This window comes from Mesorhizobium sp. LSHC412B00 (assembly GCF_000503035.1).
In the GTDB taxonomy this organism is placed as follows: Bacteria; Pseudomonadota; Alphaproteobacteria; order Rhizobiales; family Rhizobiaceae; genus Mesorhizobium.
Genome location: NZ_AYWB01000029.1, coordinates 22,440 through 42,214, shown reverse-complemented (window position 1 = coordinate 42,214; position 19,775 = coordinate 22,440). Strand labels below are relative to the sequence as shown.

20 protein-coding genes and 1 pseudogene are annotated in these 19,775 nt (G+C 61.2%); 14 read left to right on the top strand and 7 right to left on the bottom strand.

Going from position 1 to position 19,775, the window contains the following annotated elements:
• Positions 1-388: 388 nt before the first annotated feature.
• The 7 genes and pseudogenes from X757_RS136330 (at position 389) to X757_RS1000000169600 (ending at position 5,692) form a co-directional block, all read left to right on the top strand.
• On the top strand, positions 389-1,156 hold the full coding sequence (locus X757_RS136330; protein WP_031251732.1) for a methyltransferase domain-containing protein: 768 nt from the start codon (positions 389-391) through the stop codon (positions 1,154-1,156).
• Positions 1,157-1,235: 79 nt separating this feature from the next.
• On the top strand, positions 1,236-1,595 hold the full coding sequence (locus tag X757_RS1000000169255; RefSeq protein WP_023728041.1) for a hypothetical protein: 360 nt from the start codon (positions 1,236-1,238) through the stop codon (positions 1,593-1,595).
• A 592-nt stretch (positions 1,596-2,187) separates the two neighbouring features.
• Positions 2,188-2,355: pseudogene (locus X757_RS1000000169900) on the top strand (effector-associated domain EAD1-containing protein); the annotation flags it as partial.
• A gap of 19 nt (positions 2,356-2,374) precedes the next feature.
• The gene (locus X757_RS1000000165960) at positions 2,375-4,498 is read left to right on the top strand and encodes a trypsin-like peptidase domain-containing protein (protein ID WP_198024439.1); all 2,124 of its coding nucleotides are present in this window, start codon (positions 2,375-2,377) and stop codon (positions 4,496-4,498) included.
• 329 nt (positions 4,499-4,827) lie between these two features.
• Complete coding sequence (locus X757_RS1000000169495; protein WP_023728039.1) at positions 4,828-4,950, top strand: hypothetical protein; 123 nt, start codon at positions 4,828-4,830, stop codon at positions 4,948-4,950.
• A gap of 57 nt (positions 4,951-5,007) precedes the next feature.
• Complete coding sequence (locus tag X757_RS1000000169490; RefSeq protein WP_023728038.1) at positions 5,008-5,133, top strand: hypothetical protein; 126 nt, start codon at positions 5,008-5,010, stop codon at positions 5,131-5,133.
• A gap of 412 nt (positions 5,134-5,545) precedes the next feature.
• The gene (locus X757_RS1000000169600; RefSeq protein ID WP_084629773.1) at positions 5,546-5,692 is read left to right on the top strand and encodes a MucR family transcriptional regulator; all 147 of its coding nucleotides are present in this window, start codon (positions 5,546-5,548) and stop codon (positions 5,690-5,692) included.
• Positions 5,693-6,189: 497 nt separating this feature from the next.
• Here X757_RS1000000169600 and X757_RS136335 read toward each other — a convergent pair whose 3' ends face one another.
• Complete coding sequence (locus X757_RS136335) at positions 6,190-6,720, bottom strand: MgtC/SapB family protein (protein ID WP_023728036.1); 531 nt, start codon at positions 6,718-6,720, stop codon at positions 6,190-6,192.
• A 242-nt stretch (positions 6,721-6,962) separates the two neighbouring features.
• Between X757_RS136335 and X757_RS136340 the strand changes: the two genes are divergently transcribed.
• The 7 genes from X757_RS136340 to X757_RS136370 all read left to right on the top strand — a co-directional run bounded on the left by X757_RS136340 (position 6,963) and on the right by X757_RS136370 (position 14,482).
• Complete coding sequence (locus X757_RS136340) at positions 6,963-8,171, top strand: septal ring lytic transglycosylase RlpA family protein (protein ID WP_023830024.1); 1,209 nt, start codon at positions 6,963-6,965, stop codon at positions 8,169-8,171.
• 102 nt (positions 8,172-8,273) lie between these two features.
• Positions 8,274-9,440 (top strand): D-alanyl-D-alanine carboxypeptidase family protein, encoded by a 1,167-nt coding sequence (locus tag X757_RS136345; protein ID WP_023728034.1) that lies wholly within the window; start codon positions 8,274-8,276, stop codon positions 9,438-9,440.
• 72 nt (positions 9,441-9,512) lie between these two features.
• A complete protein-coding gene (gene tmk / locus X757_RS136350; RefSeq protein WP_023668949.1) occupies positions 9,513-10,187 on the top strand; it encodes a dTMP kinase in 675 nt (224 codons plus the stop codon).
• Positions 10,184-11,239, top strand: a complete 1,056-nt coding sequence (locus X757_RS136355; RefSeq protein WP_023728033.1) for a DNA polymerase III subunit delta' — start codon at positions 10,184-10,186, stop codon at positions 11,237-11,239. Before tmk ends, X757_RS136355 begins: the two co-directional genes overlap by 4 nt.
• A 91-nt stretch (positions 11,240-11,330) precedes the next feature.
• On the top strand, positions 11,331-12,881 hold the full coding sequence (metG, locus tag X757_RS136360; protein ID WP_031251724.1) for a methionine--tRNA ligase: 1,551 nt from the start codon (positions 11,331-11,333) through the stop codon (positions 12,879-12,881).
• Positions 12,881-13,669, top strand: a complete 789-nt coding sequence (locus X757_RS136365) for a TatD family hydrolase (RefSeq protein WP_023728031.1) — start codon at positions 12,881-12,883, stop codon at positions 13,667-13,669. The genes metG and X757_RS136365 overlap by 1 nt, the downstream gene beginning before the upstream one ends.
• 3 nt (positions 13,670-13,672) lie before the next feature.
• Entirely contained in the window at positions 13,673-14,482 is an 810-nt protein-coding gene (locus X757_RS136370; protein ID WP_023728030.1) for an MBL fold metallo-hydrolase, read from the top strand.
• Between the two features lie 157 nt (positions 14,483-14,639).
• Here X757_RS136370 and X757_RS00880 read toward each other — a convergent pair whose 3' ends face one another.
• The 6 genes from X757_RS00880 to X757_RS136395 all read right to left on the bottom strand — a co-directional run bounded on the left by X757_RS00880 (position 14,640) and on the right by X757_RS136395 (position 19,664).
• Complete coding sequence (locus X757_RS00880; protein ID WP_023728028.1) at positions 14,640-15,269, bottom strand: GNAT family N-acetyltransferase; 630 nt, start codon at positions 15,267-15,269, stop codon at positions 14,640-14,642.
• 340 nt (positions 15,270-15,609) lie between these two features.
• Positions 15,610-15,939, bottom strand: coding sequence for a hypothetical protein (locus tag X757_RS136375; RefSeq protein WP_023696110.1), 330 nt, complete (start codon positions 15,937-15,939; stop codon positions 15,610-15,612).
• A gap of 190 nt (positions 15,940-16,129) precedes the next feature.
• Positions 16,130-17,032 (bottom strand): alpha/beta fold hydrolase, encoded by a 903-nt coding sequence (locus X757_RS136380; RefSeq protein WP_050485921.1) that lies wholly within the window; start codon positions 17,030-17,032, stop codon positions 16,130-16,132.
• Between the two features lie 70 nt (positions 17,033-17,102).
• Complete coding sequence (locus X757_RS136385) at positions 17,103-17,879, bottom strand: DUF2066 domain-containing protein (RefSeq protein ID WP_050593994.1); 777 nt, start codon at positions 17,877-17,879, stop codon at positions 17,103-17,105.
• 106 nt (positions 17,880-17,985) lie between these two features.
• On the bottom strand, positions 17,986-18,762 hold the full coding sequence (locus tag X757_RS136390) for a pyrroline-5-carboxylate reductase (RefSeq protein ID WP_023728025.1): 777 nt from the start codon (positions 18,760-18,762) through the stop codon (positions 17,986-17,988).
• 23 nt (positions 18,763-18,785) lie between these two features.
• On the bottom strand, positions 18,786-19,664 hold the full coding sequence (locus X757_RS136395) for an aldose 1-epimerase family protein (protein ID WP_023728024.1): 879 nt from the start codon (positions 19,662-19,664) through the stop codon (positions 18,786-18,788).
• Between the last annotated feature and the right edge of the window lie 111 nt (positions 19,665-19,775).

Here is a 19,775-nt window from a genome sequence, read left to right as displayed (position 1 = left end):
TTTGCCACCCGGCTGCGGTGTTCAAGACGTTATGCTGAGTTGTTACGCTGTTCAACAGGCCGCCCGTGCTCCACGGCATCTTGAGCTTCTTTCCAGAGTCGTGCTCGAATCGGACTGACAACGAGTTGAGCCCATCCGTGCCTGACCAGAAGCCAGAAGGCCCCTGCCGGACAAAAACGCGCTTTGTCGTCTGCCGTGCTGGTGGCCAAGCCGTCACGCCCTCTCTGAAGGACTTCTCTCGTTTGAGGATGCGCCTAGACGGCGCCCTTTCAGGTATTTATGTTAGACATCTCTAAAGTAGGCATGAGCCGCGCTCGGCTTCAGATTGCGCCAAGGCCTAAGTTCAAGCTCTGATTTGTTGTGCTTTTTCACCCCGGGGGACGCCAGTATGACAAGCGAACGTCAGCACGAATACGAGCTGGGACATTCGGAAAGAGAACTGAGAAGGCTGGCGACGCAGGCGGCTTTGGTTGACCCGATGACCCGGGATTACCTGCGGCGAGCTGGCCTTCGAGCGGGAATGCATGTCCTTGACGTGGGGAGCGGCGCTGGCGATGTCGCCTTTCTCGCGGCTGATATTGTCGGACCCACAGGTCTTGTTATCGGCTCTGACAGGTCGGCGGAGGCTCTTGACGCTGCTCGGGCGAGAGCCGCGCAACGTGGTTTGGAGAATGTAACCTTCCACCAGTGTGATCCTGCCACCTTTACTTTCGATATAGCGTTCGACGCTGCCGTTGGCCGATACGTCCTAATGTTCGCGCCCGATCCGGTCGAGATGTTGAGGGGGGTTGCGCGGCATCTTGGTCCCGGGGGCGTGATGGTATTCCACGAAGTCGATTGGACCGGCGCTGCCTCGTTTCCCTCCGTCCCAACGTACGACAACTGCTTTCGGTGTATTGTGGAGACATTTCGTCGGGTAGGGACCAACCCCAACATGGGCCTGCAGCTCCATTCGACCTTCGTAAAAGCAGGGCTGCCGGCCCCGAGCATGGCGGTAAGTGCTCTCGCCGGAGGTGGTTCAGACAGTATGAGCGGCATTGATCTGATCTCCGATCTCGCAGCGACCATGGCTCCGGTCATGGAGCAGATGGGNTATGCAAGCGGAAGCGTGGTGGTCGGCCGATATGAGGTGGGCGCCTGGTCACGACGAATGTAGGCACCACGGTCATGCACCCGCGCTTCCCTCGTCCAGCCCGCTCGAGGCTGTCCGACTCGATGCAGCGCAGGCGCAAGACATGGTGGCCTGGCTGTGCTCGGACGCAAGCAACTTCAATACCGGCGCGGGCTCGCTGCTGAGCGCCGACTGTCTCGGTGCTTTCAGGCGGCCCGGCGCCACCGTGGACCAAATATTCCCAACCCCTAACGCGGACCTATATGATCCCCTAATGGCAACTCTGCGGTACGAGGCAAAGCGGGAACCGGATGGGAGGTGGACGGTGTTCGACGTGTTCACCGGGCTGCCGGCTATTGTAGCGGGCCACCCATCTGTCGACCTTCCCGACATGGGGTATGCCGAAGAGCTGGCAGCCATCCTGAATGCCAACGACCTAAAGCAGAGGCTATCTCACGGGAGGTTCCCCGGAGGGTTCGTCTGACTGAGGTGGCATGACAAGTTAGCCATTTAACTAGACTGGTACTGCCCATCCAGGATGGCCCGTCCGATCCGGACAAGCATTTGTTATTGAACTGACGCGTAATTGGAAAAGTTGGTCTATCGCAGCGCTCGGTGTGGATGCCTTCTCGCTGCCGACCGACGGCAATGGTCGGGCCCGCGCTTTCCTCGTGGGGTAGCGCGGGCCGCTTACCTAGCTATGCCCCAACGGCTGGGAAGAATTTGGTCCCCGGCGGCGTTCCCTTCGTTCTTCAAGGAACAGCTTGGTGTGCTCGTTCCACTCAAGAGGCGCTGTCCCGCGCTCTTGAACGAACTTTCCAAACTCCTTGCGCAGGTCGGCAAGGTCCAAAGCCCAAAGATGCTCACTGCTACCGGGGTTCAACATCGCCTCACCAATTCCGTCCGCCTCTCGGAATTAAGTTGGCTTCGCGGTTGAGCCTTCAAGATGGCATTGCGAGATAATTTGCTCGCTTGCTAATGCCTATATCCTAGGCAGCGCGGGGGGCCTCATATCTCTTGCGTCGATCTGCGCGAGATAAGAATATCTGCCGTACGCTAGGGGGTGGGGGTGACTGATGGATCTGGACGGACCGCAAAAGAAAATTCTTCGCCTCGCTCTACTCGCGGCTTTCAATCGGAAATCGCTTGACAGGTTACTGCGGGACAACGACCGGCAGGACCTGGACGTGTTGGTCGAACCTGCTGGCCTCAGAGATCAGGTCGACGAGCTCATCGAGNGACAACGACCGGCAGGACCTGGACGTGTTGGTCGAACCTGCTGGCCTCAGAGATCAGGTCGACGAGCTCATCGAGATCGCGGACGAAGAGGGGTGGTTGTCAGACCTGATTCGCGAGGCGGAGGAAGCGTCGGCGAACGCCCGGATAAGGAATCTAAGGGCAGACTTGGCTCTTGTACAGGACTTGCCAAGCCTGCGCGGGGACTCGCTGGAGCGGACTGTAAGCAAGGCGGCGGGGTTCGCGAACTTCGAAAGTTGGCTCAGGAAGATCACGGAACGTAGCGGCTGGGTGTGCCGGATTGAAGATCCTCGAGACTCTCGGAAGGCCTTGGGAACCGGCTTCCTCGTCGGTCCCGATCTGGTCCTAACCAACTATCATGTTGTTATGGACTACTTGCCTGGACCAGATGGCCGCGCCCCGAAATCAGATACCAGTCAGCTGGCCTGCCGCTTCGATTTCTCAACTGAGCAACCTCAACTTGATGGAACTGTCGTTCCCGTCGTGACGGAATCGCCTTTTCTATCTTTCGCACGTTTTAGCCGCTTTGACCCCGGTGACAGGGGAGGACTTCCGACTCCAGAGGAAGCAGACTATGCGCTGTTACGCATCAGCGAGAGGATCGGCGAAGAAGGCAAGCGCAAGTGGAGCCCGCTCTCAAATATGGTTCCTCGGCCAGCACCGCCGGACACCTTGATCATTCTCCAGCATCCCCAGGGGTCTCCCCTAAAGCTTGCAATCGGAACCGTTCTGCAGATCAACCAAAACGAGACGCGGCTCCGTTATAGCACGAATACCGAGGGGGGTTCGTCCGGGTCTCCGTGCTTCAATTTCAGTCTAGAACTGGTTGCCCTTCATCATGGTGGTGACCCTGATCGTTCGCGGGACGCTGAATTCAATCAGGGCGTTCCCGTTGAATGGATCGTGGATCATATTAGAAAAAACCCGACGCTGGATCGGGCCGTCAAGACAACTTTGTTCGCTCAGCTCCCCGTAGATCCTCCACCGGACCTTGAGGAGAACAAGCCACCACCGCCAACTGGGCCACCGCAGTCCTCGCCAACGACGCCCCCAATATCCCCCACGAGGCCTGTCGACTGGAAAAGACTCGTTCTCGCGGTTTTGGGTGCTGCTGGCCTCGCTGTCGCTGTCTATGTATGGATGACTTGGAAGACGACCCTTTACGTCACTGTGCTTGCTGAAGATGGGTTTACCCCAGTTGCACACGCGCGGGTTACTGCTCTCTCACCCAGACCGAGTGGCCCTGACGAAAACCTCGCCGAGCAAGTAACTGATGGTGATGGAACGGCGGCCTTGAGGGTAGCAGAAAAGTCGTTTTACATTCGGGTGGCGTACAAAGAGGCGGGGGCGGCCGTCACTTGTCTGCGCGGGTTCAACGCCGATGTTGATCATAGTTCAGTACGTTTCAGCACAAGAGATGTAGCGTGTACGGAAATCGGTCGTGCGCTTGTTGGACCAGTGATTCCCATTCCACGGTGGCTAGAGATTGCAGAAGGAGAACTTGGCGTGGGCGAGAGTCCATCTGGCAGCAATCCCCGAATTGAGGAATACCACGCTTCAACCGCTTTAGGACAGCAGGGGCGCCAGTCCCAAAGTGTTCCTTGGGGATGCTCCTTCGTTAGTTGGGTGCTCCAGGAGGCTGACATTCAAGGCAATCCACACAGCGCTCGTTGTATTGACTACAGCAATTTTGGGAAAGCCTTAACCGAACCCTCGCCAGGAGCAATCACTGTGCTAAGGCGGAATCCTGCAGCGCCCGAAGCTATCTCTGCTGTAGCGGGCTTTCTGTACACTGCAAACAATACCACCGTCACGCTTATTGTGGGCAATATCGATGACCGGGTGTCGCTGATCAGTTTCTCGAAGGATTTGGTCTTGGACTATCGGTGGCCGGCGTCCGCCTGCAGCATGAAATCAGTCAGAACGAACATCGAATGGCTCCGAACCAACAATGCTGGGGCATACGATCGGGTTGTTAATGGCTGTCATATGCTGAACAAAGGATTTGGCTCGGGCTCTTCTGTGCTTATTAGTAATTATAAAGACGGGCAAAGCCATGATCAAAATGCGGCAAAGGAGATTGACGCGTGTGATGACGCCGAGCTGGCTCAAATTTGTTCTGCATACTAGTGCTCGGGTGTTTCACACCGGCCTCATAAAACGGTCCTATCGTATGCAAAAAAATGCGCAGCGTCGCGCGTGCAGCGTCGGCAACCGCCCGTTGACACGCGACTACGTCGCTTCGGGACAGATGGAGAACCACCCACGAAACGCATTTCGCGCAGCGGTCCTCGAAGTGAGCGTCCCCGAAGATCGATGGCGTGACTACGCTGTCCTAATGATCCAAGAGTTCACTGGCTCGATTGCAGTCGACCTGGCCTGCTGCCGGTTTCTGAAATATGGCGGGAATATCTCAGCCTCGTCGGCGTTGTCACAGTGTATCGAGGAGGAGACCAATCATGCAGAAATCAACCTTGACCCGATCCTTGCTGCTTGCTCTGCGGGCTTCAACTGTACTGGCTTTGGTGGCGGCGCCCTATCAGCTCAGCTTTGGCAGCTGGGGCAAGATCCAGATGGCCTAAGCGTACGCCAAGAGCGAGGGTGGCAGCCGCGGGAGTGGTGACGGCGGTGGTAAGGCCATGGTGGCAACTCCGGATCTGGTAGCGATGGAGGTCACGGCGGCAAAGCTAGCTACGATGCCGGTGACGATGGTGCAGGCCACGATGCCGGTGACGACAACGGCCAACATGGGCAGGAGCATGTGAATGCGTTAGGTGACAAGGTTGAGATCTTAGACGACAAGACCGAAGTCACCCACCCCGACGGCACGAAGGAAGAGATTGAGGATGGCCGCCTGGAGGTGAACGACGCTTCAGGGCGGACTATCGTTGACACCCGAGGATATTGCGCGACTCGCAGCCGCTGTAAGACCGTTACCTCTCGAAGGGCACCTAAAATTGAACGGGCTTAATTAAGTCGTCTCTCATATGCCGCGTTCATTAGCACTCAGTCTGACTGACGGTTAGAGCGTCCGCTCTAGCCATACCCAGCTTGGCCCGTTGCCGTGGCTCTCACTAAGCCGGCAGCTGGCCATTCTTCCAACGTCCTTAGGCGCGTGATTCAAGCCTTCGCCTTGCGCCTGGTAGACATCTAACGGGCGCGGCCTTAAGCCAGCAGATTGCGCGGCCGGCCGACCAGAAGGCTCCCGCCTCAAATCCGAAAGAGCCCGTGTTCCCGGATCACATCATCAGCCTCGAGGACGGTCGAAAATTCAAGTCTATGAAACGCTCGCCATTGGCCGGATTGACGACCGTTTCGCTGTAATAGCGTTGGCCTGGCATGTGATAAATCCGCTCGCCCGCCGCATATGTCGGTGAGCAGATGGGTGCCTAGAAAGACTAGCAGTTCGATACAGAACAGGTTGCGAACACACTGCTACGGTTTTTGCAACGCAACGCTACGGTATGCAACGGGACAGCGTAGCAGGATCGCCATTTGGGAGCGGCTCAACGCCATTACAGGCAAGGATTTCATAGCACCAAAGGGGAGGGGCAGGGACGGCAGCAACCGAATTTCAAGACCGGTGCCTTAAACCGCTCGGCCATCCCTCCAACGTGACTTTTCAATCATCTAGGAACATCAACCGACCCAGTGAACGACAGTTGGTATCGAATGATACCTATCCTTCCGGACCAGCTTGCGGTTCATTTCTCTAGAGCGTTGCCCATCGCCAAGTCAACCATCGGCGCTGCCATGGATAATAGGGGGTGGCGTTCGTTACCCGAACGGAGCTGCGAACCCGTTTTCGAAGGAGCCGGGATCTAATTGCGATCCTTGCTGCCGACCTGCACAAGTTGCAGAAGACCCAGCACGACAAGTGCGAGCAAGGTAGCCAAAGCCGCGATCTGCCAGAACCCGAGCCCAACCGCCAGGCCTATGGCGCCTGCCAGCCACATGCCCGCCCCAGTGGTAAGCCCTTGAACCTCGCCCTTGGAGAAGAAGATCAAGCCCGCGGCCAGAAATGCCACGCCGGCAGTCGTGGCTTCGATCAAGCGGATAGGATCAATGGCGATTTCCTGACCATCGAAGACGTGAAGATGAGTAATCTCGATCGTGAGGATGGCAATTAGAGCCGTCGCAACACAGACCAGGATGTGTGTCCTCAATCCGGCCGGTCGGTTACGCCATTCGCGTTCGATCCCAACGATGGAGCCAAGGACGGCCGCGAGCAAAAGCCTGGCTGAAATTACGGAAAAGGGCAGCCACGTCTGTTGCCCGAAACGTTCAATGAATTCATCCATGAGGCGCAGAACGTATCTCGGGTCGGTCGGTTCCAGGCAGCCGCGCTTCATGCCACAGGTTCACTTCCAGACTCCAAAGGACAGAGGTCTCGGATGCCTCCTCCGGCGCCCGGCCAGCCCGGGACCTGGCCGCCACATTCCTGCCCGGTTCCGGACACAATCGATTAATACGCTGATAAACAATTCCTGCGCACAAGGGATGGGGATTGGCGCGTCGCAGGCATTGCTCATCTGGCTCCGCCGAAATTCTAGAAGCGGCGCCTGTGTCGAGACGGTAGGGGACATCGGAAAACATGCAGACCACGACGCATCGGCGTCTTCGTCGCGCTCCTGCTTTGGTGTTGTGCGCTCTTTCGGCTGCGTTGCTGGCCGCGTGCGCGTCGCCGCAGTCCGAGCCGAAAGCCATGGTCTACAAGAAGCCTCGCTCGAAGGAATATTTTGCCGAGACCGAGTACGGCGTGAAGGCCAGCCCGCGCGTTCAGTACATGCGGCGCGGCGGCGGCCGCGACCAGTTGGGCAAGCCCTATCAGGTGCGCGGCAAGTGGTATTACCCCAAGGAAGACAAGCGCTACGCCAAGGTCGGTCTCGCCTCCTGGTATGGCGATGCCTTCCACGGTCGTCTCACAGCCAATGGCGAAGTCTACGACATGACCCATCTGACCGCGGCGCATCCGACCATGCCGCTGCCGAGCTATGCCCGTGTCACCAACACCGAGACCGGAAGCTCGGTCATCGTGCGCGTCAACGACCGCGGCCCCTATCATGAGGGACGCATCATCGATGTCTCGGAACGCGCCGCGCAAATGCTCGACTATGCCAAGGTCGGCACGGCCAGGGTCAAAGTGGAATATATCGGCCGCGCGCCGCTCGACGGCGACGACGACCAATATCTGGTCGCCTCCTATCGCCCGGGCAACAACCGCCCGGACCCGTCCGATGGCTTGCCGACCGGCGTCATGGTGGCGATGAACGGACCTTCGCCGAGCCTATCTGTTGGCGCACCCCCTGCCGTAGTGCCGTTTCCTGGTCAGTTGACGAATTCCGACACACAGCCAGTGATGTCGATGCAGGCACCGGCCTCAAGCGATGTGACGCTGCCTGAATTCGGGCCGATCGTGCCTCAGCGCCCGGAATCGTCCTTTGCCGTGGCTTCGCTCTCCTATGCGGATGAGCGCGTACAGCGCGCCGACGTCTTTGCAGCGCTTGACGACCAGGGCATGTCGCCAGCCGACATCCTGCAATCGTGGAAGAAATCCAACCCGCAGGCATCGCCTGCCGTTTCCGACTATGTCGCCGCCGGATCCTTCGACGATGCTGCCGAGGCAAAGCGGGTGGCTGCGGCTCTCGAACCGTTCGGCAGGACCGAAATCCAGAGCACCGAACTCGACGGCAATGACTGGTACGCGGTCAATCTCTATCCGGATGGCCATGGCAATGTCGACGACCTCTTGCGCGCGGCATGGTCGCATGGCGCGCCGGACGCGCTGGCTGTGCGCAACTGACCAACAAAGGCACGCCGGTTTTGTCATTGCGCGGTTGATCCGCCGGGAAGAAGCCTGATAGCGTTGCGGCAAGTTTCTGCCGGCTAACAGTCGAGCCTCTTCATGCGATTTCGCCTTTTCCACCCTTTTGCCGGGCTTTTTGGCCTTGGCTTCTTGCTTGCCGCGTTGGTTCCGGCCAACGCGCAGCTTTTTGAGACCAAGGCCACGCAGGCTTTCATGATCGATGCCGAAACCGGCACGGTGCTGTTTTCCAAGGATGCCGACCAACCGATCCCGCCGGCCTCGATGGCCAAGCTGATGACGATGGAGATGGTCTTCAACGCCATCAAGTCGAAGCGCATGAGCCTCGACGACACCTTCGTGGTTTCGGAAAATGCCTGGCGCAAGGGCGGTGCGCCTTCGGGAACGTCGACCATGTTTGCCAAGCTCAAATCGGCGATCCGGGTCGAGGATCTGATCCAGGGGGTCACCATACAGGCCGCCAATGACGGCTGCATGGTGCTGGCCGAAGGCATGGCCGGTTCGGAAGAGAATTTCGCGGCGCAGATGAACGATCGCGCCCGCCAGATCGGGCTCGCGAAATCGACATTCGTCAATTCGACCGGCCTGCCGGCCGACGGCCAGCAGACGACGGTGCGCGAACTGGCGCAGCTTGGCCTGCATATATGGCGCGAATATCCGGATCTCTATCTCTATTACGGCCGGGCCGATTTCACCTGGAACAAGATCTCGCAAAAGAACCGCAACCCGTTGCTGGCCATGGGCATCGGTGCCGATGGGCTGGCGGTCGGGTCGAGTGAGGCGGGCGGTTTCGGCATCGTCGGCTCGGTCAGCCATGACGGGACGCGGGTGATCGCGGCGATGAGCGGATTGGCCAACGACCGCGAGCGCGCCGAGGAAGCGCGCAAGCTGCTTGAATGGGGCGTCCGCTCCTTCGAGCAGACCGAGATTTTCGCCAGCAACGAAGTGGTCGGCGAGGCCCAGGTGTTCGGCGGCGCCAAATCCAGCGTAGCGCTGAAGGCAAAGGCGCCCATCGACGTCCTGCTGCCGATCGCCAACCGCGACAAGCTGACCGCCAGGATCGTCTATCAGGGGCCGGTATCGGCGCCGGTGGAGGAGGGACAGCCCGTCGGCGCGCTGCGCGTCTGGATCGGCGACACGCTGAGCCAGGAAACCCCGCTTTTCGCCGCCGAATCGGTTGGCGTCGGCACACTGCCGCAACGAGCGTTTGATGCCGCCAGGGAACTGGCCGTAGGCTGGCTGCGTTGAGTTCCTGCGGCGTGGACCTTTTCTCGGGCGCGGACTAAGACACCAGCGCAAAGCAGGACAAAGGCCTTTCGATTGGCAAGCGGATTTTTCATCACCTTCGAAGGCGGCGAGGGCGCCGGCAAGTCGACGCAGATCGAGCGGCTGGCCCAGAAGATGCGCGCCAAGAAATACGATGTCCTCCTCACCCGCGAACCCGGGGGGTCACCCGGCGCCGAGGCGGTCAGGCACGTGCTCCTGTCCGGCGCCGCCGAGCCTTTCGGGCCGAAGATGGAGGCGCTGCTGTTTGCCGCCGCACGCTCCGACCATGTCGAGCAGGTCATCCGGCCGGCGGTGGAGCGCGGCTCCATCGTGCTTTGCGACCGTTTCCTGGATTCGTCGCGCGTCTATCAGGGCGTCACCGGCGGCCTCGATCCGGCTTTCATGGAAGCTCTGGAGGAGGTCGCCATCAACGGCATGATGCCGGACATGACGCTGATCCTTGACATTGACCCCGCCGAGGGCTTGCGGCGCGCCGCCGCGCGGCGTGGCGCCGAGGACGGTCCGGACCGCTTCGAAAAGGAGACGCTGGACATCCACCAGCGCCGCCGTGACGCCTTCCTGGCGATCGCAGCCGCCGAGCCGGACCGCTGCATCGTGATCGACGCGTCGGCGCCTCCCGCTGCGGTGGAGGATGTCATCACCGCGGTGGTGTTCGCCGCACTTGAGGCGAGGGCGCCCGCGCGCAACCGACAGGCGGCGCCCGCATGATCTTCGAACGCATCGCTCCCGAGCAGCACGACACGCTGGACGGTGTACCGGAGCCGTCCGAGACGCTGCGCCTGGTCGGCCATGAGCAGGCGGCCGCGATGCTCGCTGCCGCCTATCGCTCGGGAAAACTGCCGCATGCGTTGATCTTTGCCGGGCCGGTCGGCATCGGCAAGGCGACGCTTGCCTTTCACCTGGCGCACCATCTGTTGAAGCATCCGGCCTTCGACCAGGCGCCGGATGTGTTTGCCGTTCCCGATCCGGCCTCACCGCTGTTTCGCCAGATCGCCACCGGGGCGCATCCCGGCGTGCTGCACCTGACCCGGCCGCTGAACGACAAGACCAAGAGTTTCAAGACCGTCGTCACCGTCGACGAGATCCGCAAGGTCAACCGCTTCCTGTCGCTGACCTCGCATGACGGCAGCTACCGGGTGGTGATCGTCGATCCGGCCGACGACATGAACACCAACGCCGCCAATGCCTTGCTGAAGAACCTCGAGGAGCCGCCGAGCCGCACGCTGTTCATCCTCATCGTGCATGCGCCGGGCAGCCTTTTGCCGACCATCCGTTCGCGCTGCCAGATGGTGCGGCTGACGCCGCTCGATGCCGTCAGCCTGATGAGCGTTCTGGAAACCGTCGAGCCGCCGCCACCTTCCGATCCTGCCGCGCGCGCGGCGCTGGCCGAGCGGGCAGGGGGCAGCGCCCGCAACGCGATCCTTCTGACCCAATATGGCGGGCTGGAGATTGCCGGCACGCTCGACGCCCTGGTCACGTCGGGCAAGAGCGACATCGCCGGCGCCTATCGCCTTGCCGAGGCCGTCGCCGGCCGCGACCAGGCGATCCAGTTCGACATCTTCAACCGCCGCGCGCTCGATCTGCTCTCCACCGGCGCCAGTGAAGCCGCGCTGGCCGGGGATCTCGCGCGGGCGAAAACGCTGTCCGACACTTGGCACGAGGCGCTGAACGCCATATCTGAGACCGATACCTACAATCTCGACAAGAAGCAGCACGCCTTGACCATGATCGACCGCCTGAATTCCGCAATGCAAATGTGACCGGATCCGGCCTCGGGTCGGGATGGCAATCGCCGTCTCGATGCGATATCCACCGCTCACACTCAATTCGGACATTCATGACGGTTCATTCATGTCACGCGACACATTCTACATCACGACACCGATTTTCTATCCGAACGGCAAGCCGCATATCGGCCACGCCTATACGGTCATTGCGACCGACGCGCTGGCCCGCTTCCAGCGCCTGGACGGCAAGGACGTGCTCTTCCTCACCGGCACCGACGAACATGGCCTCAAGATGCAGCAGACGGCCGAGAAGGAAGGCATAACGCCACTCGCGCTTGCTGACCGCAACTCGGCGATCTTCCGTTCGATGACAGAGGTCCTGGGCGGCTCGAATGATGACTATATCCGCACGACGGAACCACGCCACTACGAGTCGTGCCAGGCGATCTGGAAGGCTATGGCGGCCAATGGCGACATCTATCTTGACCGCTATAGCGGCTGGTATTCGGTCCGCCAGGAAGCCTATTTCGAAGAGAGCGAAACCACGCTCGGCGACGACGGCGTGCGGCGCGAGCCGCTTGGCTCGCCGGTCGAGTGGAACGAGGAGGAAAGCTACTTCTTCAGGCTTTCCGCCTATCAGGACAAATTGCTTGCGCTGTACGAAAGCCAGCCCGATTTCGTCGGTCCGGCCGAGCGCCGAAATGAGGTGATGAGCTTCGTCAGATCCGGCCTCAAGGATATCTCGGTCTCGCGCACGACCTTCAATTGGGGCGTGCCGGTGCCCGGCGACGACAAGCATGTGATGTATGTCTGGGTCGATGCCTTGACCAACTACATCACCGCTGCCGGCTATCCCGACACCAAGGCCGAGCAATGGCGCTACTGGCCGGCCACGCACATTATCGGCAAGGACATCGTTCGCTTCCATGCCGTCTACTGGCCGGCTTTCCTGATGTCGGCCGGCATCGAACTGCCGAAGCGCGTTTTCGCGCATGGCTTCCTGTTCAACCGCGGCGAGAAAATGTCGAAGTCGGTCGGCAATGTCGTAGACCCCTTCACCATGGTCGAGCACTACGGCCTCGACCAGGTGCGCTATTTCTTCTTGCGTGAGGTGCCATTCGGCCAGGACGGCAGCTACAGCCATGACGCGATCGTCAACCGCACAAATGCCGATCTCGCCAACGGTCTCGGCAATCTGGCGCAGCGCTCGCTGTCGATGATCGCCAAGAACTGCGGCGGCGTGGTGCCGCATCGCGGCGAGCTGACCGAAGCCGACAGCGCGATCCTCGACCAGGCGGTGGAAGCGCTGGGTACCGCGCGCCAGGCGATGGCGGAACAGGGCATCCATCTCGCGTTGGCGGCGATCTTCGGCGTTGTGGCGGAAGCGGATCGCTACTTCGCCTCGCAGGCGCCCTGGGCGCTGAAGAAGACCGATCCGGCGCGTATGGAAACGGTGCTGTGGACGACCGCCGAACTGGTGCGGCGCGTGGCATTGCTGTGCCAGCCCTACATTCCGGGGTCGGCCGGCAAGCTGCTGGACCTGCTGGCGGTGCCGGCGGACAAGCGTGACTTCGCGCATGTCCATGCCGACTATGCGCTGGTGCCCGGCACGGCGCTGCCCGCGCCGGAGGGCGTGTTTCCGCGTTACGTCGAAAAGCCTGAGGCGAGCGCCTGATGCTCGTCGACAGCCATTGTCATCTCGACTTTCCGGATTTCGCCGAGGAGCGGGCGGCCATCGTCGCCCGCGCAAAGGCTGCCGGTATAGGTCGCATGGTGACCATCTCGACACGCGTGAAGCGGTTTGCGCAAGTGCTTGAGATTGCCGAGAGTTTCGACGAAATCTATTGCTCGGTCGGCACCCATCCTCACAATGCCGGCGAAGAGCTGGATGTGACGGCTGAGGACCTTGTGCGCCTGTCCGCGCACCCGAAGGTGGTGGCGATCGGTGAGGCCGGGCTGGATTATTTCTACGACAAGGCGCCACGCCACGCGCAGGCGCAGGGCTTTCGCACTCACATATCGGCCGCGCGCGAGTCCGGGCTGCCGCTGGTGATCCATTCGCGCGATGCCGACGACGATATGGCTGCCATCCTCGAAGACGAAACAGGGAAGGGCGCCTTCCCCTTCATCCTGCATTGTTTTTCGTCGGGGCGACGGCTGGCAGAGGTCGGCGTGGCGCTTGGCGGCTATGTGTCCTTCTCGGGCATACTGACCTTCAAGAACTCCGCCGATTTACGCGCCATCGCAGCCGATGTGCCGCATGACCGGCTGCTGGTCGAGACCGACGCGCCGTATCTGGCGCCGGTGCCGTTCCGCGGCAAACGCAACGAGCCGGCCTATGTCGCGCATACAGCCAAGGTGCTGGCGGAGACGGTCGGCGTTGGCGAAGCCGAGATCGCGACGCTGACGACGGCGAACTTCTTCCGGCTGTTCGGCAAGATGCCGCGGCCCGCCGGGCTCTGACGCATGAGCGACCGGCTGCGCCTCACCATCCTCGGCTGCGGCTCGTCACCTGGCACGCCGCGCATCACCGGCGATTGGGGCAATTGCGACCCGGCCAATCCGAAAAACCGGCGTACACGCTCAGCCGCGCTCGTCGAGCGGATAGCAGCCAACGGCGCCAGAACCACGGTCGTCATCGACACCGGGCCTGATTTCCGTGAGCAGATGCTGATGGCGGCCGTCCGGCGCATCGACGCCGTCGTCTATACGCATCCGCACGCCGACCACATCCACGGCATCGACGATCTGCGCGGCTACGTGCTGGAGCAGCGCCATTTGATCGATGTCCATGCCGACCAGCCGACCATGCTCAGGCTGCGCGAAGCGTTCGGCTATTGCTTCGAGACGCCGCTTGGCAGTTCCTATCCGCCGATCGTCAGGCCGCACATCATCGATCACGCAAGCGCGGTGACGATCGAAGGCGAGGGCGGTGCCCTCACCCTCGAGCCGCTGCCGCAGATCCATGGCGACATCATTTCGCTCGGCTTCCGCATCGGCGGGCTGGCCTACTGCCCCGATATAAGCGACTTCCCGGATACCACCGCCGAGCGGCTGCGCGGCCTGGAAATGCTGGTCATCGATGCCTTGCAGTACCATACCCATCCCAGTCATCTGTCGCTCGGTCAGGCGCTTGGCTGGATTGAAAAACTGGCGTCGAAACAGGCCGTGCTGACGCATATGCATGTGCCGCTCGACTATGCCACGGTGAAGGCCGAGGTGCCGGCCAACGTCACTCCGGCCTATGACGGCATGGTGATCGAAATTCCTTTATGAGACAGCATGATACGAGCAGATCTTTTATAAGGACGTTCGGTTCTTCAGCGCGAAGATCAGCAGCGTTCCAATCCGCTCATAGCCCATGCGGGGATAAAGCAGCGCTCCGGCACGCGTCGCCAACAGCATCGAGCACCGCGACCCATGCGCTTTGTCGTCATGCAGCATTTTTGGCCATCAGCGCCTGGCCGATGCCTCGACGCCGGTGCGAAGGCTCGACAAACATTGCCGAGCACCATGTGGCGCCGACGGCGTCTATGCTGCGCACACGCCCGACGATGGCGTCGCCATCGAGCGCCACATACTGGCGAAACGGCGCATCGTCGCCGAGTTGATCGTCTGGAAGTGTCCGCCTGCGTATGACCTTTCCCAGTTGTGCAGCGCGTTCAGCCGTCCTCACGCGTTCGATAGAGACGATTACTGGCGGGTCTGGAATTTGGCGCAGCGACTGGACGAAAAAGCCTTCCGTCCGCAGCAGCCGGTAGCCGAGCGCCTTGTAGGCAGTTCGCGTCGGTTCGTCCGGGCCGTCATTCGCGATCACGACCGAAACGGCAAAGCTTGGCCGCGCAGGCTGCCGCACGATGGCATCGGCTTCCTCGGCGGCGACGTCATGGACGATCCATTCTTCGCCACGGTAGTCGCGTGCAATCTTGCGCTCGGCATCGCGCATCAGCCACAAGGGTCCGACGCGGCTGGCCTCGTAGGGAAAGGAACGGCTCTTATCGGTACTGAAGCCGTGCACGAACACTTCGATCGCCGCTTCGATGTCACGCGTTGCTGTCGTCATCGACACAGCGTAGCGTTGGCCATCGGCTCAAGGCAACACGCGTCGATCATGCCAAACCCGTGAAAATCGCAGCAATTTCCAGCTTCAGTCTAATGCACAAGTTCCATAATCTATCTTATGCGACTTTCATATGTGGCTGCTGCTTCCATTAGGGGCGTGCCAATATACGCCCTGCTGACTGAGATGCGGGCTGGCGGCTCTGATTGCTTGGCGGGAGGAACGTTGACGAAGCAGTGGCGAAATGAGTTGGCGTGGTCTTCATTTCTCAAGGGATGGCGCCTTTCGCAAAGGCCTCGACTTCCTGCTCGACCGGCCCGCGCCGGGATAACGAACAGGAGCGTCATCCCGAAAAGCTTTCCAGGAGGCCGCTGAAGGCTGCTGCGATTGCAACAAGATGGAAGACGCCAAGGGCCAGCCATCTGGAGCCGCCGGCGCCCGCAACAAATGCCCCATAGGCGGGAAACTGCAGCGCAGCCAATCCGATGGAAAGGCCGGTGATCGTTGTGTTGGTCAACAGCGTTGCCAGCATGGGGACCGGATAGAGAAGTCGCGCCAGCCCATAGTCGCCATGCCCGGCTCCGGCCGAATAGAGCGCCAGGAAAAAGGCGACGGGCGTGATGCCGAGGCCGACAAGGAACCCTGCCCGCGAGGAGAATTTTGGCGACGTCATCTGGCCATGGCCATGGCAGCGGACGGGTCGCGGTCGTCAGGCGCGAGCTTGGACGAAGTGACAAGCAGCTTCTCCTGATCGGCCCGCGACTTCGGCTCGATCGCGATTTGCAGCAGAGGCCAGGGCGCGGCAGACTTTTCCATCATGACGCCATGGTTGCAGATCGATCCGATGACCGCAACGGAGGGGTCTACGCCCGGCCGGCCGCCCTGCCCGTCCCTTTCGCTTCCTGACTGTGGACGCGCGCCAGGAAATCGCGCACCAGCGGAAGTGCCTCATCGAAATGCGTTTCGAGCAACCAGTGGCCGGCGCCATCGATCAGATGAAGCTCCGCTTCCCGCAAATCGCGCTGGTAGGCATGCGCCGATTGTGCCGGCATGTAACCATCCTCGGGGCCCCAGACGATGAGCGTTTGCGGTTGGTGCTCGCGCAGATAGCTCTGATAGCGCGGGAACCAGCCGAGGTTCGCCTCCAGCTTCTCCATCAGGCCGACCGCGACCCGCCGGCGGATCGGCGTGTCCATCAAAGGCCAGTGGAGTTTCCAAAGATCGGGAGGCACGCGCTCGGCTACAGCGTCATCCACCTCTCCGACAAACTCGTGCCGGAAGCCCTCCTCGCTTACCGCCTCTTCCAACGGCCGATGCTTTTCGGGCGTCTTCTCATTCCAATAGGCTTTTATGGCGGCGTATTTCGGCCCGAGAACGTCCTCGTAGATGTCACCGTTCTGGATAATGAGTGCGGCGATGCGCTCGGGATGTGCGATGGCGTGGCGCAGTCCGATCTGAGAGCCATAATCGTGCAGCCAGAGCGCATAGCGCGACGTGCCGAGCGCATCGGCGAAAGCTGTCAGAAACCCGGCATATGCATCGAAATCATAGCCAAAGTCCGACATTTCGGGCGTGCCGCTGTAGCCAAAGCCGGGAAAGTCCGGCGCGAATGTATGCCAGCGATCGGCAAGTGCCGGCATCAACCTTCGGAATTGATAGGACGAGCACGGATAGCCGTGCGGCAGGAGAAGGACGGGAGCATCAGGCGGGCCGTCTTCGCGATAGAAGATGCTGTTTCCGTCAATGTCGATCCGGCGATGTTGCAATTCTACCTCCTTGCTCAAAGCTTGCCTGCCACTTTGTTTACGGTGCTCCGGCAAGAAGGTTCCTTTGAAGTCAGGGCGTGACGGCTTCCGGCTGTCCATTGCCCGACAGGATCTGCAGCGTTCCGCGCGTGGCGTTGCGGAACGCATCGTCGAAACTGACGCCACGTACCTGCCAGCGATACTCCTTATCCTTGAAGCTGAGCCGCCAGTCGCCGACCCAGCCCAGCGCTTCCTGGCGCCATACCAAAGTGCCGGCAAGCAGGGCGTCCCCATCCAGCGTGTTGGCCACGTCGGCGAGCGCGACGTCGGACGGCCGAGGCAACTCCAGCGGCAAACCGGTCCGGTGCGCCGCGTCCGCCAGCGCAACGCGCATATCCGCCGCAAGCTCGCCGCCGCCATCGCGCACCAGCGTGAAGCCGTCGCCTTTCATCGGCCTTACATCCAGCAGTGCGACCATTTTTGGCCGCGGCACCGCCCACGGTTTGCGCCCGAGCGACGCCAGCAAGGCATCGATCTTGTCCGGGTCGAAATCGGCGGTGATGTAATGCGGCCGGTCGTGGGTGCCCTGCTCGTCATGCGGCGGGCGGTTGTTGAGCAGGTCGCGGTAGCCGACACCAGTGACATAGTCGGCCGCGTGCCGGCTCATGTCCGCAACACGCGGGTCGCCGATCAGCCGGGGGTCGCCGGAAACCTTGACCAGCACCTCTTCAAGGCACGGCGCCAGGCCCCAGGCCCGGTTCTCCTCGCCAGTGCCGCTGGTCACCGATTGCGCGCGGTAGAGGCTGGCGCGGTCGATGTCGGCGGCAGCGACCGGAAAGACAATCAGCACAGCCAGCGCCGCTGCCACAAAGCCCAATTTCAAGCATCCAGGCACCCGCCGACCCTCCCGAACGGTCCGGAACATCCGTTGGAGCCATACTCCTGATCATCAGGGAATTTCAAGGTACCGCCCATCAAGGCGTATCGCCGACGATGCGCCGGTGTACGCCGTCCAGGCTCTCGGTGAGCGCCTCGAACACGTTTCGCGCCGTGAGTTCGCGAAGAACCTGTTCGTTGATGCCGCCGCGCGTCGCATAGTCCTGCGCCAGATGCATGAAGTCGGCATCCGGCGACATATCAGGAGCGCATCCCAAGGCTTTGAAAAGCGAGGCGATGTAATCGCGCCCCTTCCCTTCCTCCACGCCATTCCTCTTGAGCCAGCTGTTAATCGTATCGAGATATCTAAAGTAGCTGGCATAGGTTGCGGTGGCCACGCTCAACGCGTTGAATTCGGCTGGGTTCTCGACCTCGATCACTTTCCCCAGATTGCCGAACAAGGCAGCGACAGTGGCATCCGGCGGGCAGATGATCGTTGCCCCCAGCCGGTGGGCGATCATCGGCATGGGCAGCGCTTTCGTCACCTGGTGCGCGGGTGCGGTCAAGCGGGCAATCTCCTCGCGCGGCAGCGTGGCGATCAAGCTGATGAGGTGATGCTCGCGCCGAAACCGCAAACCCGGCAGGACGTCATGCGCAATTTGCGGCCGGACAGCCAGCATGACCAGGTCGCATTGATCGAGAACCGCCTGATTGTCATCAGCGATACGCACATCCGGATAACGGGCTGCCAGCTCTGCGGCGATCTCTTCATTGCGCGGCGACAGCAGCACGGAGACGGAGTTATCCGCGACGGATTTGAGCCCGCTGACAATGGCCGCTGTAAGGGCACCCGTGCCGATGAAGCCAAGTTTCATCGCGCCTGTCTCTGGTTCATCGGTCACAGCGGCGCATGCTCGAGCCGTACCTGATAGCTCAGCACGCGCTTTTCACCGGGCGCGATCAGCATCACGCCCGGCTTGTCCGCGAACTCGCCATCGAAATCCACGGGGCTGGCAAGCCCGTGCCAGGGTTCGATGCACAGGGACGGAGCGCCGCCCGGCTTCGACCAGATGCCCAATTCCTTAAAACCCTGCCACGACATCTCGATCGCCGCACCGTTCGCGGCGGCATAGCGCACGCTGGTGCTGGCCGGCCGGTCGAGGATCACGGCGTCTGCCTCGAACAGCTGTTCGGAAAGCGCCAGCGTTTTGCCTTCGATAGGCGTCGGCCGCGGTGCAGCCAGCACCAGGCCATCCTTCAGCCGGCGGATCGGCGCCGGCTCGTCCTGGGCAAAGGTCAGGTGGTGGTCGGTCTTGGCGAGCCCCGGCTGCAATGGCCAATTGAAAGCCGGATGTGCACCGATGGAGGCTGGCAGCGTCTCGTCGCCGGTGTTGGCAATCTCGAAGCTCACACCAAGTTCGCGACGCTCGAGCGTATAGGTGATGGCAAGGCGAAAGGCGAACGGATAGCGCGTGCGTGTATCGGCATCGTCGGTCAACACCAGCGTGCAGGATCGGGGGCTCGCGTCAGCCCACACAAATGGCTTGTCGCGCGCAAATCCGTGCTGCGTCAGGGGATAGACCTGGCCCTCATGGCGGAGCTGGTCGCCCTTCAGCCGGCCGACGATCGGAAACAGCACCGGCGAATGCCGCCGCCATTCCGGCCCGGCCTGCCACAAAAACTCCAGACCCTCGGCATTGCGCAAGGAGACGAGCTCGGCCCCCTGCCCGACAATGGTTGCCGAGATGCCGTCGCCGTGAAGCGTCACTTGTTCCATGCGTTCTCGCGGAAAGCTGCGTGCGAGCGGCAGGTTAGCAAAAGCCCGCATGGACTCAAGGGCGCAGCGACATCGCGCTGATAGCGGAGCGATGTCTCCACGGCAAAACGA

Excerpts from the sequence above, each read along its gene's own strand:
- X757_RS1000000169255 (WP_023728041.1), top strand. The coding sequence starts at position 1,236 with ATGGTGGCCTGGCTGTGCTCGGACGCAAGCAACTTCAATACCGGCGCG.
- X757_RS1000000169495 (WP_023728039.1), top strand. The coding sequence starts at position 4,828 with ATGCAGAAATCAACCTTGACCCGATCCTTGCTGCTTGCTCTGCGGGCT.
- X757_RS1000000169490 (WP_023728038.1), top strand. The coding sequence starts at position 5,008 with ATGGTGGCAACTCCGGATCTGGTAGCGATGGAGGTCACGGCGGCAAAG.
- X757_RS136335 (WP_023728036.1), bottom strand. The coding sequence starts at position 6,720 with ATGAAGCGCGGCTGCCTGGAACCGACCGACCCGAGATACGTTCTGCGC.
- X757_RS136340 (WP_023830024.1), top strand. The coding sequence starts at position 6,963 with ATGCAGACCACGACGCATCGGCGTCTTCGTCGCGCTCCTGCTTTGGTG.
- X757_RS136345 (WP_023728034.1), top strand. The coding sequence starts at position 8,274 with ATGCGATTTCGCCTTTTCCACCCTTTTGCCGGGCTTTTTGGCCTTGGC.
- X757_RS136355 (WP_023728033.1), top strand. The coding sequence starts at position 10,184 with ATGATCTTCGAACGCATCGCTCCCGAGCAGCACGACACGCTGGACGGT.
- metG (WP_031251724.1), top strand. The coding sequence starts at position 11,331 with ATGTCACGCGACACATTCTACATCACGACACCGATTTTCTATCCGAAC.
- X757_RS136365 (WP_023728031.1), top strand. The coding sequence starts at position 12,881 with ATGCTCGTCGACAGCCATTGTCATCTCGACTTTCCGGATTTCGCCGAG.
- X757_RS136370 (WP_023728030.1), top strand. The coding sequence starts at position 13,673 with ATGAGCGACCGGCTGCGCCTCACCATCCTCGGCTGCGGCTCGTCACCT.
- X757_RS00880 (WP_023728028.1), bottom strand. The coding sequence starts at position 15,269 with ATGACGACAGCAACGCGTGACATCGAAGCGGCGATCGAAGTGTTCGTG.
- X757_RS136375 (WP_023696110.1), bottom strand. The coding sequence starts at position 15,939 with ATGACGTCGCCAAAATTCTCCTCGCGGGCAGGGTTCCTTGTCGGCCTC.
- X757_RS136390 (WP_023728025.1), bottom strand. The coding sequence starts at position 18,762 with ATGAAACTTGGCTTCATCGGCACGGGTGCCCTTACAGCGGCCATTGTC.
- X757_RS136395 (WP_023728024.1), bottom strand. The coding sequence starts at position 19,664 with ATGGAACAAGTGACGCTTCACGGCGACGGCATCTCGGCAACCATTGTC.